Consider the following 13,732-nt stretch of genomic DNA (forward strand, 5'->3'; position numbering starts at 1 on the left):
CGACGGGGGACGGGCGCAGCAATGGGTGAGATCTTCGCCGGCCGGTACGAACTGATCGACCCGATCGGACGTGGCGGCGCCGGCGCCGTATGGCGTGCCTGGGACCACCGGCGCCGCCGGTACGTCGCAGCGAAGGTCCTCCTGCAGAGCGATGCCCACACCCTGCTGCGGTTCATTCGCGAGCAGGCGCTGCGGATCGATCACCCGCACGTACTGGCCCCGGCCAGCTGGGCGGCGGACGACGACAAGGTCCTGTTCACGATGGACCTCGTCGCCGGCGGTTCCCTCGCCCACGTGATCGGGGACTACGGGGCCCTGCCGCCCCGGTTCGTGTGCACGCTGCTCGACCAGCTCCTGTCGGGGCTGGCGGCGGTGCATGCGGAGGGTGTCGTCCACCGCGACATCAAACCGGCCAACATCCTGATGGAGGCCACCGGAACCGGGCGGCCGCACCTGCGGCTGTCCGACTTCGGCATCGCCATGCGCAAGGGCGAGCCCCGGCTGACCGAGACCGCCTTCGTGGTCGGCACGCCCGGCTATCTCGCGCCCGAACAACTCCTCGGGGCCGAGCCCGACTTCACCGCCGACCTGTTCGCCGTCGGACTGGTCGGCCTCTACCTCCTCAAGGGCTCCAAGCCCGACTCCCAGGCCCTCGTGGAGCACTTCCTCAGCCACGGCACCCCCGGCGCCCCGGAGGGCGTCCCCGCGCCGCTGTGGGACGTCCTGGCCGCGCTGCTCCAGCCCGACCCCCAGAGCAGGTTCAAGACGGCCACAGGGGCGCGCAAGGCCCTTGCCGGGGCCGTGGAGCTGCTGCCCCCGCCCGCCCCGGACGAGGTGCCGGTGGAGGTCTTCGACCAACTGGGCCCGGTCCCGGCCGGTTTCACCCCCCGGACCCCGCAGGACGCACCGCGCGAAGCCCCGTACGAGGCACCGGGCGACGCACCGGGCGAGGCTCAGTACGAGGCCACGCGCACGGCCGTACCCACCGCGCCCGCGCGGCCCGCGAGCGCCCCCGCCGCTGCCCTCGCAGGGGTCTTCGGGCCCTCGGAGACGGGCAGCTTCCACCTCCCGCCGCCCGTGGCCGCCGCCGCCCAGGGCGCGCCGACCGCCCCGTCCCCGTACGGCCGGCCGCCCGCGCCGACCCGTACGGGCTCCTTCGCGCCGCCGACCACGAAGGTCACCGCCGGCTTCGTCCTCGCCGCGCTGCTCTGCTTCGCCGTCGGGGTCTGGGCCCTGACCCGGATGTAGCCGAGCCTGCTGCCGTCAGGCCCGCCGCCGGGCCAGCAGGATCCAGCCGCCGAGCACGAGCAGCAGCAGCGTCCCGGCGCCGAACCCGGCGCCAGCGACCACCCGCATCACCGACCGGTTCTCGGCGGCGGCGTCGGCTTCCACGGCCGTGGTGCCCTCCTTGGCGGCGGCCCGGTCCTCGGCCCCGACCCCGAATCCGGCGGCCGAGAGGCTCTCCGCGTAGCCGGGGGGCTTGCCCGCCCCACCGATGACCTCCAGGCGCAGGGTCAGCGGCACGGGCACCGCGTCCTCGGTGAACTCCCCGACCTTCGTGGCCATGGTCACGGTCACGTAGTACCAGCCGGCCACCCGGACCGGCTCCACGTTCCGGTCCGAGGAGAAGCGGTTCTCGTACGCCACCGGCGGCGTCCTCGGCAGGCTGACGCTCGCCTGCTTGCCGTCGTAGGTGGCGCCGTTGGATTCGACCAGGCCCCGGTACGGGCTGTACAGCGAGACGGTGAGCCCGGAGGAGGCCGAGCCGGACGGCTTCGTCGGCTTGGCTGCGGACAGTTCGGCCCCGAGGCCGAGCTGCTGACCCCAGTCGAGCGGCACCCGGTAGTAGCGGGTCTGGCCCGGCCGCAGGTCGTCGCTCCACACCCCGCCGCCCACGGCCCGCGCGTCGTTGAAGCCGGTCCCGCCGGCCCGCGGCGCCGCATCCGTGCCCGGCAGGGTCGGGGACGCCGACGGCCAGACGCTGGGCGCGGTGGTGGGCGCACTGCCGCCGCCGAGCCCCGGTTCGCGCTGGACGCGCAGCTCCAGGGGCCAGGAGGCCGGGTCGGCACCCTTCGCCGCCGTGCGGGTGACCTTGACGTAGTAAGTGCCCGGCTGCTGGCAGCCCGAGTCCTCCCGCAGCATCCGCACGCCCACGGCGCTGAGGGGGACGGCGTCGTACCCGAAGTTCGCCCGGCCGGGATTGCCCGGGCAGTAGCGGTTCTCGGTGTTCAGGACCTCCACCTCGACGCCGTCGCCGGAGCCGACCTTGGTCCCCGCGGGAGGCTGCAGCACCGCGGAGACGTAGACGGTGGAGCGGTCGTCGAGGTAGAGCCGGTAGTAGCGCTCCCCCGGCGCGATCGAGTCCTTGTAGAGCGATCCGGGCTCCAGCAGCGGGGAACCCGCCGTCGAGGGCTTCCCCTCGACGGCCTTCGCCCCGTCCGCGCCCCGGTACGAGGGCACCGGCTGCGGCTGCGGGCCCCCCGCAGCGCCGGCGGCCCCCGGCAGTGCGGCCAGCAGCCCCAGGGCCGCCACCGCCACGGCCACGGTCGTCCCCACTCTGCGCCGGCCCCGCCGACGTACCCGCTCCATCACGCCCATCCACCCCGAATTTGCCAGCGCAAGCCAAAACTTTGCATACCGCAATTTTTCGTCACAGAGCAGCACAAAGCCCCGACCGCAGCGGCAGTCGGGGCTCTGGGATCAACCTTGGGTCTCACACACCGGAACCAGAAGGCACGGAGTCAGTTGCCTCCGTCCACAGGTCCTGCTCGGCGCGGTCCGCCTGGATCTGGCGGTACACGAGGAGCCCGCCGATGGCGGCCAGTGCGACCAGGAGCAGCTTCTTCACCGCGCGACCTCGTCTTTCGTTGACGTAGGAGACTTCTGGCGCCCAACAATACACACCGACCGATACCGATCGGTGACCTGCCGGGAACCCAACCGGGCCTACGACAAAGACCCCCAGGCCATGGGCCTGGGGGTCTTCGACACTGTGGGGCTAACAGGATTTGAACCTGTGGCCTCATCCTTATCAGGGATGCGCTCTAACCAACTGAGCTATAGCCCCATCCGCGCTGCGCGCTGACTTCTGAAGGTTAGCGCACAGACCCGGTGACTCCAAAATTGGTTGCCGCGACCCGTCTGCGCAGGTCATCAGCCCCCTCTCCGGAGGGCCTACTCGTCCTCGGCGAGCGTCAGCTCCACACCGCCGACGAATCCCGCCGACAGGTTGTAGATGAACGAGCCCAGGGTCGCCAGCGCCGTCATGAGCACCACGTCGATGACCGAGATCACCGAGGTGAAGATCAGAACGCGCGGCAGCGACAGGAAGCTCTGCAGGTCGAAGCCGTTGCTCTCGTTCGAACCGGTCGCCTCACTGATCGTGCCGCCCACGCTGGAGAAGATGCCCATGGCGTCCATGACCATCCACAGCACCACCGACGCGACGACCGTGCACACGCCCAGCGCGATCGACAGCAGGAAGCTGACCTTCATCACCGACCACGGGTCGGCCTTGGCCACCCGGAGCCGCGCCTTGCGCGTCCTGGGCGCCGTACGGGCCCCCGTGCGCGGCTTGCGCTGCGCCCCCGGGTCCCCGCCGCCGCGCGGCGCCCCGGGGCCCGAGGGCACCGAGTACGCCTGCGGCGGGTGGTAGGGCTGCTGGGGACCGGCCGGCGGCTGGTTCGGCTGCGGCGGCTGCGATCCTCGGGTGTCCGTCACGGTTCCCCCCTGGGAGTCCGCGGCGGGGCCACGGGCACCGTTCGCTCCAGTGTTGGCCGGTCCGGCGCCCGTGGCTCCGCTCACGCTTACTCCTCGTGCTCCCCAGCCGAGGGCTCCGTGCCCTCGGCGGCCTCCGCGGCCTGTCCTTCGACAGCCGCGTCGGTCCCGATCTCGTTCTCGCTGTCGTCGACCTCGTCAGCTTCCTGACCGGCCTCCGCGTTGCGGGCGATACCGACGACGGCATCCCGCTTGCCCAGGTTGATCAGCTGGACGCCCATGGTGTCACGGCCGGTCTCCCGTACTTCGTTGACGCGCGTACGAATCACACCACCGCTGAGCGTGATGGCGAGAATCTCGTCCGTTTCGTCCACCACGAGCGCTCCGACGAGCGACCCGCGGTCCTCCACGATCTTCGCGGCCTTGATGCCCAGGCCGCCGCGGCCCTGGACGCGGTACTCGTCCACCGGCGTCCGCTTGGCGTAGCCGCCGTCGGTCGCGGTGAAGACGAACGTACCGGGCCGGACCACGCTCATGGAGAGTAGTTCGTCCCCACCTCGGAAACTCATGCCCTTCACGCCCGAGGTGGCGCGGCCCATCGGGCGCAGCGCGTCGTCGGTCGCCGTGAAGCGGATCGACTGCGCCTTCTTGCTGATCAGGAGCAGGTCGTCCTCGGCGGACACCAGCTCGGCGCCGATCAGCTCGTCATCGCTGCCGTCCTCGGTCTCCCGGAGGTTGATCGCGATGACGCCACCCGAACGGGGCGAGTCGTAGTCCTTGAGCGCCGTCTTCTTCACCAGGCCGCCCTTGGTGGCCAGGATCAGGTACGGGGCGGCCTCGTAGTCGCGGATCGCGAGGATCTGGGCGATCTTCTCGTCCGGCTGGAAGGCCAGCAGGTTCGCCACGTGCTGCCCGCGCGCGTCACGGCCGGCGTCCGGGAGCTCGTACGCCTTGGACCGGTAGACACGGCCCTTGTTCGTGAAGAACAGCAGCCAGTGGTGCGTGGTGGACACGAAGAAGTGGTCGACGAGGTCGTCCTGCTTCAGCTTCGTGCCGCGCACGCCCTTGCCGCCGCGCTTCTGCGAGCGGTAGTCCTCGGTCTTGGTGCGCTTGACGTAGCCGCCGTGGGTGATCGTGACGACGATGTCCTCTTCGGCGATCAGGTCCTCCATGGACATGTCGCCGTCGAAGGGCACCAGCTTGGAACGACGGTCGTCGCCGAACTTCTCGACGATGGCCGCCAGTTCCTCGCTGACGATGGAGCGCTGGCGCTCCTCCGAGGCCAGGATCGCGTTGTACTCGTTGATCTTGGCCTGGAGCTCGTCGTGCTCGGCGACGATCTTCTGCCGCTCCAGGGCCGCCAGGCGGCGCAGCTGCATCTCCAGGATCGCGTTCGCCTGGATCTCGTCGATCGACAGCAGGCCCATCAGGCCCTCGCGGGCGATCTCGACCGTGTTGCTGCGCCGGATCAGCGCGATGACCTCGTCGATCGCGTCCAGCGCCTTGAGCAGGCCGCGCAGGATGTGCGCCCGCTCCTCCGCCTTGCGCAGGCGGAAGCGCGTGCGCCGGACGATGACCTCGATCTGGTGCGTCACCCAGTGGCGGATGAACGCGTCGATCGACAGCGTGCGCGGCACGCCGTCCACCAGCGCCAGCATGTTCGCGCCGAAGTTCGTCTGCAGGTCGGTGTGCTTGTACAGGTTGTTCAGCACGACCTTGGCGACGGCGTCGCGCTTGAGGACGATCACCAGGCGCTGGCCGGTCCGCGAGGAGGTCTCGTCGCGGACGTCGGCGATGCCGCCGACCTTGCCGTCCTTCACCAGGTCGGCGATCTTCTGCGCCAGGTTGTCGGGGTTGGTCTGGTACGGGAGCTCCGTGACCACCAGGCACTGGCGGTTCTGGATCTCCTCGACCTCGACCACCGCGCGCATCGTGATGGAGCCGCGACCGGTCCGGTACGCCTCCTCGATGCCCTTGCGGCCCACGACCAGGGCGCCCGACGGGAAGTCCGGGCCCTTGATCCGCTCGATGAGCGCGTCCTGGAGCTCCTCGTGCGAGGCCTCCGGGTGCTCCAGCGCCCACTGGGCGCCGGCCGCGACCTCGCGCAGGTTGTGCGGCGGGATGTTGGTGGCCATGCCGACCGCGATGCCGGCGGAGCCGTTGACGAGCAGGTTCGGGAAGCGCGCCGGCAGGACCGTCGGCTCCTGGTTGCGGCCGTCGTAGTTGTCCGTGAAGTCGACGGTCTCCTCGTCGATGTCCCGGAGCATCTCCATGGCCAGCGGCATGAGCTTGCACTCGGTGTAGCGCATCGCGGCCGCCGGGTCGTTGCCCGGGGAGCCGAAGTTGCCGTTGGAGTCCACCAGCGGCATGCGCAGCGACCACGGCTGGGCCAGGCGGACCAGGGCGTCGTAGATCGAGGAGTCGCCGTGCGGGTGGTAGGTGCCCATGACGTCGCCGACGACGCGGGCGCACTTGTAGAAGCCCTTCTCGGGCCGGTAACCGCCGTCGTACATCGCGTACAGCACGCGACGGTGGACCGGCTTGAGGCCGTCCCGTACGTCGGGCAGGGCGCGCGAGACGATGACGGACATCGCGTAGTCGAGGTAGGAGCGCTGCATCTCCGTCTCGAGCCCGACGGGCTCGATCCGCATGACGGGCTCTTCCTCGGTGTTCTCGGCGGTGGGGGTGGTTTCGTCGGCCATTGCTGGTCAGAAGTCCTTTCAGGCGGTCAGCTGAGCCGACTCAGATGTCGAGGAACCGAACGTCCTTGGCGTTGCGCTGGATGAAGGAGCGCCGTGCCTCGACGTCCTCACCCATCAGCACCGAGAACAGGTCGTCGGCCTGCGCGGCGTCGTCCAGGGTGACCTGGCCGAGCACGCGGTGGTCGACGTCCATGGTGGTGATGCGCAGTTCCTCGGCGTTCATCTCGCCCAGACCCTTGAAGCGCTGGATCGAGTCTTCCCTGATCCGCTTGCCGTTCTGCTTGCCGAGCTCCACCAGCGCGTCGCGCTCGCGGTCGGAGTACGCGTACTCGAAGTCGTCCCGGCCCCACTTGATCTTGTACAGCGGGGGGCGCGACAGGTACACGTGACCGGCCTCGACCAGCGGCCGCATGAAGCGGAACAGGAAGGTCAGCAGCAGGGTGTTGATGTGCTGGCCGTCGACGTCGGCGTCCGCCATCAGGATGATCTTGTGATAGCGGAGCTTCTGGATGTCGAAGTCCTCGTGCACACCGGTACCGAAGGCGCTGATCAGCGCCTGGACCTCGGTGTTCTGGAGGATCTTGTCGATCCGCGCCTTCTCGACGTTCAGGATCTTGCCGCGGATGGGCAGGATCGCCTGGTACATGGGGTTGCGGCCGGACTTCGCGGAGCCGCCGGCCGAGTCTCCCTCGACGATGAAGATCTCGCACTTGGTCGGGTCGTTCGACTGGCAGTCGGACAGCTTGCCCGGCAGCGAGGCGCTCTCCAGCAGACCCTTGCGGCGGGTGAGGTCGCGGGCCTTGCGGGCCGCGACGCGCGCCGTGGCCGCCTGGATCGACTTGCGGATGATGTCCGCGGCCTCGTTCGGGTTCCGGTCGAACCAGTCGTTGAGGTGCTCGTGCACGACCTTCTGCACGAAGGTCTTCGCCTCCGTGTTGCCCAGCTTGGTCTTCGTCTGGCCCTCGAACTGCGGCTCGCCGAGCTTGATCGAGATGATCGCGGTCAGACCCTCGCGGATGTCCTCGCCGGCGAGGTTGTCGTCCTTCTCGCGGAGGAACTTCTTCTCGCGCGCGTAGCGGTTGACGAGACCCGTCATCGCCGCGCGGAAGCCCTCTTCGTGGGTGCCGCCCTCGTGCGTGTGGATCGTGTTCGCGAAGGAGTAGACGCCCTCCGTGTACTGCGAGTTCCACTGCATCGCGATCTCGACCGAGAGCATGCGCTCCTTGTCCTCGGCCTCGACGTCGATGATGGTCGGGTGGATCAGCTCGCCCTTGCGCGAGTTGAGGTACTTCACGAAGTCGACGATGCCGCCCTCGTAGTAGTACTTCACCGTGCGCGCCTGGTTGTCGTCGGCCTCTTCCGCCGAGTCCGCGCCCATCGTCGCCTTCGCGGACTCGCGCTCGTCCGTCAGGGAGAGGGTCAGGCCCTTGTTGAGGAAGGCCATCTCCTGGAAGCGGCGCGAGAGCGTCTCGAAGGAGTACTCGGTCGTCTCGAAGATGTCGCCGTCGGACCAGAAGGTGACCGAGGTGCCCGTCTCGGACGTCTCCTCGTTCTTGGCGAGAGCGGCCGTCGGGGCGCCCAGCTTGTAGTCCTGGGTCCAGCGGTAGCCGTCACGCCGGACCTCGACCGCGACCTTCGTCGACAGGGCGTTCACCACGGAGACGCCGACGCCGTGCAGACCGCCGGAGACGGCGTAGCCGCCGCCGCCGAACTTGCCGCCCGCGTGCAGGACGGTCAGGACGACCTCTACGGCCGGCTTGCCCTCGGAGGGCACGATGTCGACCGGGATGCCGCGGCCGTTGTCGATGACGCGCACGCCGCCGTCCGGCAGGATCGTGACGTCGATGGTGTCCGCGTGGCCGGCGAGGGCCTCGTCGACGGAGTTGTCGACGACCTCGTAGACGAGGTGGTGCAGGCCCCGCTCGCCGGTGGAGCCGATGTACATGCCGGGCCGCTTGCGGACCGCGTCCAGGCCTTCCAGGACCTGGATCTGGCTGCCGGTGTACTCAACGGGTGCAGCGGGGTCGCCGCCGTTCTGGCCGGCTGTGGACTGGTTGTCGTTGGGGTTGCCGGAATCGGCCACGAAGCGCCCTTTCTGGCACAGCACAGGCCGTACTCCGGGCCGGCAGGCATGCAAGCGGGAGCGGCTGCGTCGATCTGCGTTTGTCAGCGGTGGTCAGCTTTACTCGACTGGATCCCGCGCGTGCGCGGGATTCTCGTTCAGTCTACCGGTATCACCCACATGAATGGGCGTTTGCCGGTACCTGAGTCCTCATGTGCCGCCCTGAAACATCACTCTCCGACTCCCCATATCCAGGGAGGGGCCCAAAGAGGCTCACACGGGCATTGAGCGCTTCGGGCTGTCAACCTCCCGCTACCGTGAGGGACACCACCCGCGCAGCCGTTCGCACCGGGCGTACACCGGGTCTCGGGCCGCTCGTACGGCCACTCGCGCGGGCAGCGCGGCCAGGGCCCGCCGGGGCCGCCACGAGGGCCCGCCCGGGACCGTTACGAGGCCTCGCGCGGGCACCCGCAGGTCAGCCCGCGAGGCACCCGCAGGTCAGCCCGCAGGTCACCCGTAGGTGTCGCCCGGTCCCGTGCTGCCCGGCGCCCGCAGCGGGCCGTACCGCTTCGGCCCGCCGCCCGGCCCGTGCACCTTGAGCAGCCGGACCGTGCCCTGCCCCAGGTCCGCGTTGAGCCGCGCCACCAGCTGAGGGGCCAGCAGCTTCAGCTGGGCCGCCCACGCCGAGGAGTCACAGCGCACCACCAGCTCGCGGTCCTCGTACCGGTCCGGCACGCAGTGCGCCGCGATGTCCGGGCCGACGATCTCCGGCCAGCGCTCCATCACGCCCGCCACCGCCATCGGCATCTCCCAGCCGCGCTCCGTGCGCAGCCGGTCCAGCGCCGCCATCAGCGGCATCGGGTCCCGGCCGTCCGCGCGGGCGCCCGAGCGCAGGCCCGGCTGCTGCTGGCGCTTCCTGCCCGTCGCCGCGTTGCCCCGGGCGCGCGCCTGCTCCCGCGCGGCCGCCAGCGCCTGGCGCGCCAGGTCCACGCCCGAGGGCTCGGGAGCCCTGCGCACCGGATCCTGGCCGTGCTGTGTCCTGTCGGCCCTGTCGCCCTTGCCGGTCTTGTCGGCCTTGTCGTTCACAGCCTGGTCACCTCGCCTCCGGACACCGCGTACCGCGTCCCCGCCAGCACCGCCGGGACGTCGTCGTCGACCGCCGCCGTCACCAGTACCTGCTCGCCCCGCGCCACCAGCTCCGCCAGCCGCTCCCGGCGCCGCGCGTCCAGCTCCGCGAACACGTCGTCGAGGATCAGCACCGGCTCGCTGCCCTCGGAGCGCAGCAGCTCGTAGGAGGCCAGCCGCAGCGCCAGCGCGTACGACCAGGACTCGCCGTGGCTCGCGTACCCCTTGGCCGGCAGCTCGCCCAGGCGCAGCACCAGGTCGTCGCGGTGCGGGCCCACCAGGGTCACGCCGCGCTCGATCTCCTGCTTGCGGACCTCGCCCAGCGCGGCGAGCAGCACCTCGTACAGCGCCTCGCGGGTGCGCGCCTCGCCCCGGTCCACGGCCTCGCCCGCCGAGGCCTTGTACGCCAGGCCCAGCGGGCCGCCGCCGGGCGCGAGCTGCTCGTACGCCTTGTCCGCCAGCGGCAGCAGCGTCGCGATCAGGTCGAGGCGCTGGGCCAGCAGCTCGGCGCCCACGCGCGCCAGGTGCTGGTCCCACACGTCGAGGGTGGACAGGTCCATCGAGCGGCCGCCGTGCCGGCGGGCCATCGCCGCCGACTTCAGCAGGGTGTTGCGCTGCTTGAGCACCCGCTCGTAGTCCGAGCGCACCGCCGCCATGCGCGGGGAGCGCGCCGTCACGAGCTCGTCGAGGAAGCGCCGCCGCTCCCCCGGGTCGCCCTTCACCAGGGCCAGGTCCTCGGGCGCGAACAGCACCGTCCGGACGATGCCCAGCACGTCCCGGGGCCTGACCTGCGAGGACCTGTTGATACGAGCCCGGTTCGCCCGGCCCGGATTCAGCTCCAGCTCCACCAGCTGCCGGCGCTCGCCCTGGGTGACGGCGGCCCGGATCACGGCCCGCTCCGCGCCCATGCGCACGAGCGGCGCGTCAGCCGAGACGCGGTGGCTGCCGAGGGTCGCGAGGTAGCCGATGGCCTCGACGAGGTTGGTCTTGCCCTGGCCGTTGGGGCCCACGAAAGCCGTGACGCCCGGGTCGAGGGGAACCTCGGCCCGGGCGTACGAGCGGAAGTCGGCCAACGAGAGATGCGAAACGTGCATACGGCGCCGACCTCCCCCGGCTTCCTGCTGCTCTGCTCTGTGGAGCTGTGGTGCGACCTGTGGATCAGCGGACCCACAGGTCACGGCCGGTGCCGTGGATCCACAGGCTGTGGATCCACGGGGACCGGTTGTGGATTTCCTCGGCTGTTGTGGACTACTTCTTCTCGACCGCGTGGCCGCCGAACTGGTTGCGCAGCGCCGCGATCATCTTCATCTGCGGGGAGTCGTCCTGGCGGGACGCGAAGCGCGCGAAGAGCGAGGCGGTGATCGCCGGCAGCGGGACGGCGTTGTCGATGGCGGCCTCGACCGTCCAGCGGCCCTCGCCCGAGTCCTGCGCGAAGCCGCGCAGCTGCTGCAGGTGCTCGTCCTCGTCCAGCGCGTTCACGGCCAGGTCCAGCAGCCAGGAACGGATGACCGTCCCCTCCTGCCAGGACCGGAACACCTCGCGGACGTCGGTGACCGAGTCGACCTTCTCCAGGAGCTCCCAGCCCTCGGCGTAGGCCTGCATCATGGCGTACTCGATGCCGTTGTGGACCATCTTCGCGAAGTGGCCGGCGCCGACCTTGCCGGCGTGCACGGCGCCGAAGTCACCCTCGGGCTTGAGGGCGTCGAAGACCGGCTGGACGGCCGCGACGTGCTCCTTGTCGCCGCCGTACATCAGCGCGTAGCCGTTCTCCAGGCCCCAGACGCCGCCGGAGACTCCGCAGTCCACGAAGCCGATGCCCTTGGCAGCCAGCTCCTCGGCGTGCTTCTCGTCGTCGGTCCAGCGCGAGTTGCCGCCGTCGACGACGATGTCGCCGGGCGAGAGCAGTTCGCCGAGCTCGTCGACGGTGGACTGGGTCGCCGCGCCCGCCGGGACCATCACCCACACCACGCGGGGGGCCTGCAGGCTGTCCACAAGCTCCGACAGGCTGTGGACGTCCGCGAGGTCCGGGTCGCGGTCGTATCCGATGACGGTGTGGCCGGCGCGGCGGATGCGCTCGCGCATGTTGCCGCCCATCTTGCCGAGACCGACGAGACCAAGCTCCATCAGGTGGTTCCTTAAGCGTTGTGGCCGTCTGTGCCGGGGTTCCCCCGCTGCCGGGGACATCCCTGGGCCGAGCCTACGCCGGGCCGCGGGCCCCGGCCCCACGGGCACTCCGGGCGGCTGCGCGAGGCGGCGTACGAGGCCTCGTACGGGCGCTGTGGACGCCGTCGGGCCCGGCCCCGCGGGAGCGGAGACCGGGCCCGACGGGATGCGCTCAGCCGGAGAGGCGGACCGGCATGATCAGGTACTTGTAGGCCTCGTCGGCCTCGGCGTCGACCGCCGGGCGGCCGCTGAGCAGCGCCGGCTTGGTGGACGTCGTGAAGCTCAGCTGGGCGGCGGGCGAGTCGATCGCGCTCAGGCCGTCCAGCAGGAAGGTCGGGTTGAAGGCGATCGAGATGTCGTCGCCCTCCAGCTTCGCGTCGACGCGCTCCACAGCCTGTGCGTCGTCGGAGGAGCCGGCCTCCAGGATCAGCACGCCCTGCTCGAAGCTCAGGCGGACCGGCGTGTTGCGCTCGGCGACGAGGGCCACGCGCTTGACGGCCTCGACGAACGGGGCGGTCTCGATCACGGCGACGGAGTTGAACTCGGTCGGGAAGAGCGTGCGGTACTTCGGCAGGTCGCCCTCGAGCAGGCGGGTGGTGGTGCGGCGGCCGGCGCCCTCGAAGCCGATGAGGCCCTCGCCCTTGCCGGAACCCGACAGCGCGATGGTGACCGTGTCACCGCTGGTGAGGGACTTGGCGGTGTCCAGGAGCGTCTTGGCGGGCACCAGGGCCACGGCGGAGGCGGCCGGGTCCTCGGGCTTCCACAGGAACTCGCGGACCGCGAAGCGGTAGCGGTCGGTGGAGGCGAGGGTGACGCGGTCGCCCTCGATCTCGATGCGGACACCGGTCAGCACGGGCAGCGTGTCGTCGCGGCCGGCGGCGATGGCCACCTGGGCGGCGGCGGAGGCGAAGACCTCGCCGGGCACGGTGCCGGTCGCCGTGGGCATCACCGGCAGTGCCGGGTATTCCTCCACAGGCAGGGTGTGGAGTGTGAATCGCGAGGAGCCGCAGACCACGGTCGCCCGTACACCGTCTGTGGAAATCTCCACCGGGCGGTTGGGGAGGGCGCGGCAGATGTCGGCGAGCAGTCGGCCGGAGACCAGGACGGTGCCGTCCTCCTCGACGTCCGCCTCGACGGAGACGCGGGCCGAGACCTCGTAGTCGAAGCCGGAGAGGGACAGCTTGCCCTCTTCGGCCTTCAGCAGCAGGCCCGCGAGAACGGGCACCGGCGGCCGGGCCGGGAGGCTACGGGCAGCCCAGGCCACCGCCTCCGCGAGTACGTCGCGCTCCACCCGGATCTTCACCGGAAACCGCCTCCTGCTGTTGCTCGCTCGTCTGCCGGCCTTCGTCGTCGGCTCGTCGATGCCTCGACCGATGCCGGGGACCAGTCTGACGTACGGCGCCGACAGTCGTCGCTGTCGGCGGTCAAGTCGGGAGCGAGGTGTCGGGGAGGGCGATCCACCGAGTTGTGCACAGGACCTGCTTGAAAACCGAAACCGGGCTAACTCTCTATGGGGGTAGTAGTAGGGCCTGTGGAAACGGTGGATAAGCCCGTTCTCGCAGGTCAGCCCGCGTTTTTTATCCCCACACCCTGTGGGTGGCACCGGTGGACAACCGGGGGTATCTGTGGAGAACGAAAAGTTCTGCACAGGCCGTCCCCAGATGACCCCGACTACTCCACAGGTGTGTCCCCAGGTTTCCCCGAGTACTCCACAGCCCAAACGTCGACTTCGGTGTGACCGCTTTCACTCGGGGCGGTGAGAGCGGCCTCCTCGTTGCCGAACAGTGGACAACGATGTGGGGAAGTCTTCCCATCCTGTGCACAGGTCGCGGGAAGCTGTGGATCGCCGGTGGACAACGCGGTGGAGGAGCCTGTGGACGAAAATTCTGTCCACAGGCTGTGGACAGTCGTTGCTCACAAATCCACAGGGGGGTGACCAGCCCCGATGGTGCCTCACGGCCGG

The 13,732-nt window shown here is 70.2% G+C and carries 10 protein-coding genes and 1 tRNA gene; 1 reads left to right on the plus strand and 10 read right to left on the minus strand.

Annotation, left to right across the window (positions count from 1 at the left end):
- Positions 1-21: 21 nt before the first annotated feature.
- Positions 22-1,248, plus strand: a complete 1,227-nt coding sequence (locus tag J7F03_RS04920) for a serine/threonine-protein kinase (protein WP_214947386.1) — start codon at positions 22-24, stop codon at positions 1,246-1,248.
- Positions 1,249-1,263: 15 nt separating this feature from the next.
- Here the strand turns inward: J7F03_RS04920 and J7F03_RS04925 are convergent, their stop codons facing one another.
- The 10 genes from J7F03_RS04925 to dnaN form a co-directional block, all read right to left on the minus strand.
- Positions 1,264-2,589, minus strand: a complete 1,326-nt coding sequence (locus J7F03_RS04925; protein ID WP_251071408.1) for a hypothetical protein — start codon at positions 2,587-2,589, stop codon at positions 1,264-1,266.
- Between the two features lie 124 nt (positions 2,590-2,713).
- Positions 2,714-2,848, minus strand: a complete 135-nt coding sequence (locus tag J7F03_RS04930) for a DLW-39 family protein (RefSeq protein WP_208809277.1) — start codon at positions 2,846-2,848, stop codon at positions 2,714-2,716.
- A gap of 145 nt (positions 2,849-2,993) precedes the next feature.
- Positions 2,994-3,067: transfer RNA gene (locus tag J7F03_RS04935), tRNA-Ile, on the minus strand.
- A 107-nt stretch (positions 3,068-3,174) separates the two neighbouring features.
- Positions 3,175-3,720, minus strand: coding sequence for a DUF3566 domain-containing protein (locus J7F03_RS04940; protein ID WP_374104266.1), 546 nt, complete (start codon positions 3,718-3,720; stop codon positions 3,175-3,177).
- An 86-nt stretch (positions 3,721-3,806) separates the two neighbouring features.
- A complete protein-coding gene (gene gyrA / locus J7F03_RS04945; RefSeq protein WP_214947389.1) occupies positions 3,807-6,419 on the minus strand; it encodes a DNA gyrase subunit A in 2,613 nt (870 codons plus the stop codon).
- 40 nt (positions 6,420-6,459) lie between these two features.
- Positions 6,460-8,526 (minus strand): DNA topoisomerase (ATP-hydrolyzing) subunit B, encoded by a 2,067-nt coding sequence (gene gyrB, locus J7F03_RS04950; protein WP_214947390.1) that lies wholly within the window; start codon positions 8,524-8,526, stop codon positions 6,460-6,462.
- Positions 8,527-8,991: 465 nt separating this feature from the next.
- Positions 8,992-9,498, minus strand: coding sequence for a DUF721 domain-containing protein (locus tag J7F03_RS04955; protein ID WP_214947462.1), 507 nt, complete (start codon positions 9,496-9,498; stop codon positions 8,992-8,994).
- Positions 9,499-9,563: 65 nt separating this feature from the next.
- Positions 9,564-10,700: a DNA replication/repair protein RecF gene (gene recF / locus J7F03_RS04960; RefSeq protein WP_214947391.1), complete on the minus strand. Its 1,137-nt coding sequence runs from the start codon at positions 10,698-10,700 to the stop codon at positions 9,564-9,566.
- Positions 10,701-10,854: 154 nt separating this feature from the next.
- Positions 10,855-11,730: a phosphogluconate dehydrogenase (NAD(+)-dependent, decarboxylating) gene (gene gnd / locus J7F03_RS04965; RefSeq protein ID WP_214947392.1), complete on the minus strand. Its 876-nt coding sequence runs from the start codon at positions 11,728-11,730 to the stop codon at positions 10,855-10,857.
- A gap of 211 nt (positions 11,731-11,941) precedes the next feature.
- The gene (gene dnaN, locus J7F03_RS04970; protein ID WP_214947393.1) at positions 11,942-13,072 is read right to left on the minus strand and encodes a DNA polymerase III subunit beta; all 1,131 of its coding nucleotides are present in this window, start codon (positions 13,070-13,072) and stop codon (positions 11,942-11,944) included.
- Between the last annotated feature and the right edge of the window lie 660 nt (positions 13,073-13,732).

The sequence above is a fragment of the Streptomyces sp. ISL-43 genome (assembly GCF_018614195.1).
GTDB lineage: Bacteria > Actinomycetota > Actinomycetes > Streptomycetales > Streptomycetaceae > Streptomyces.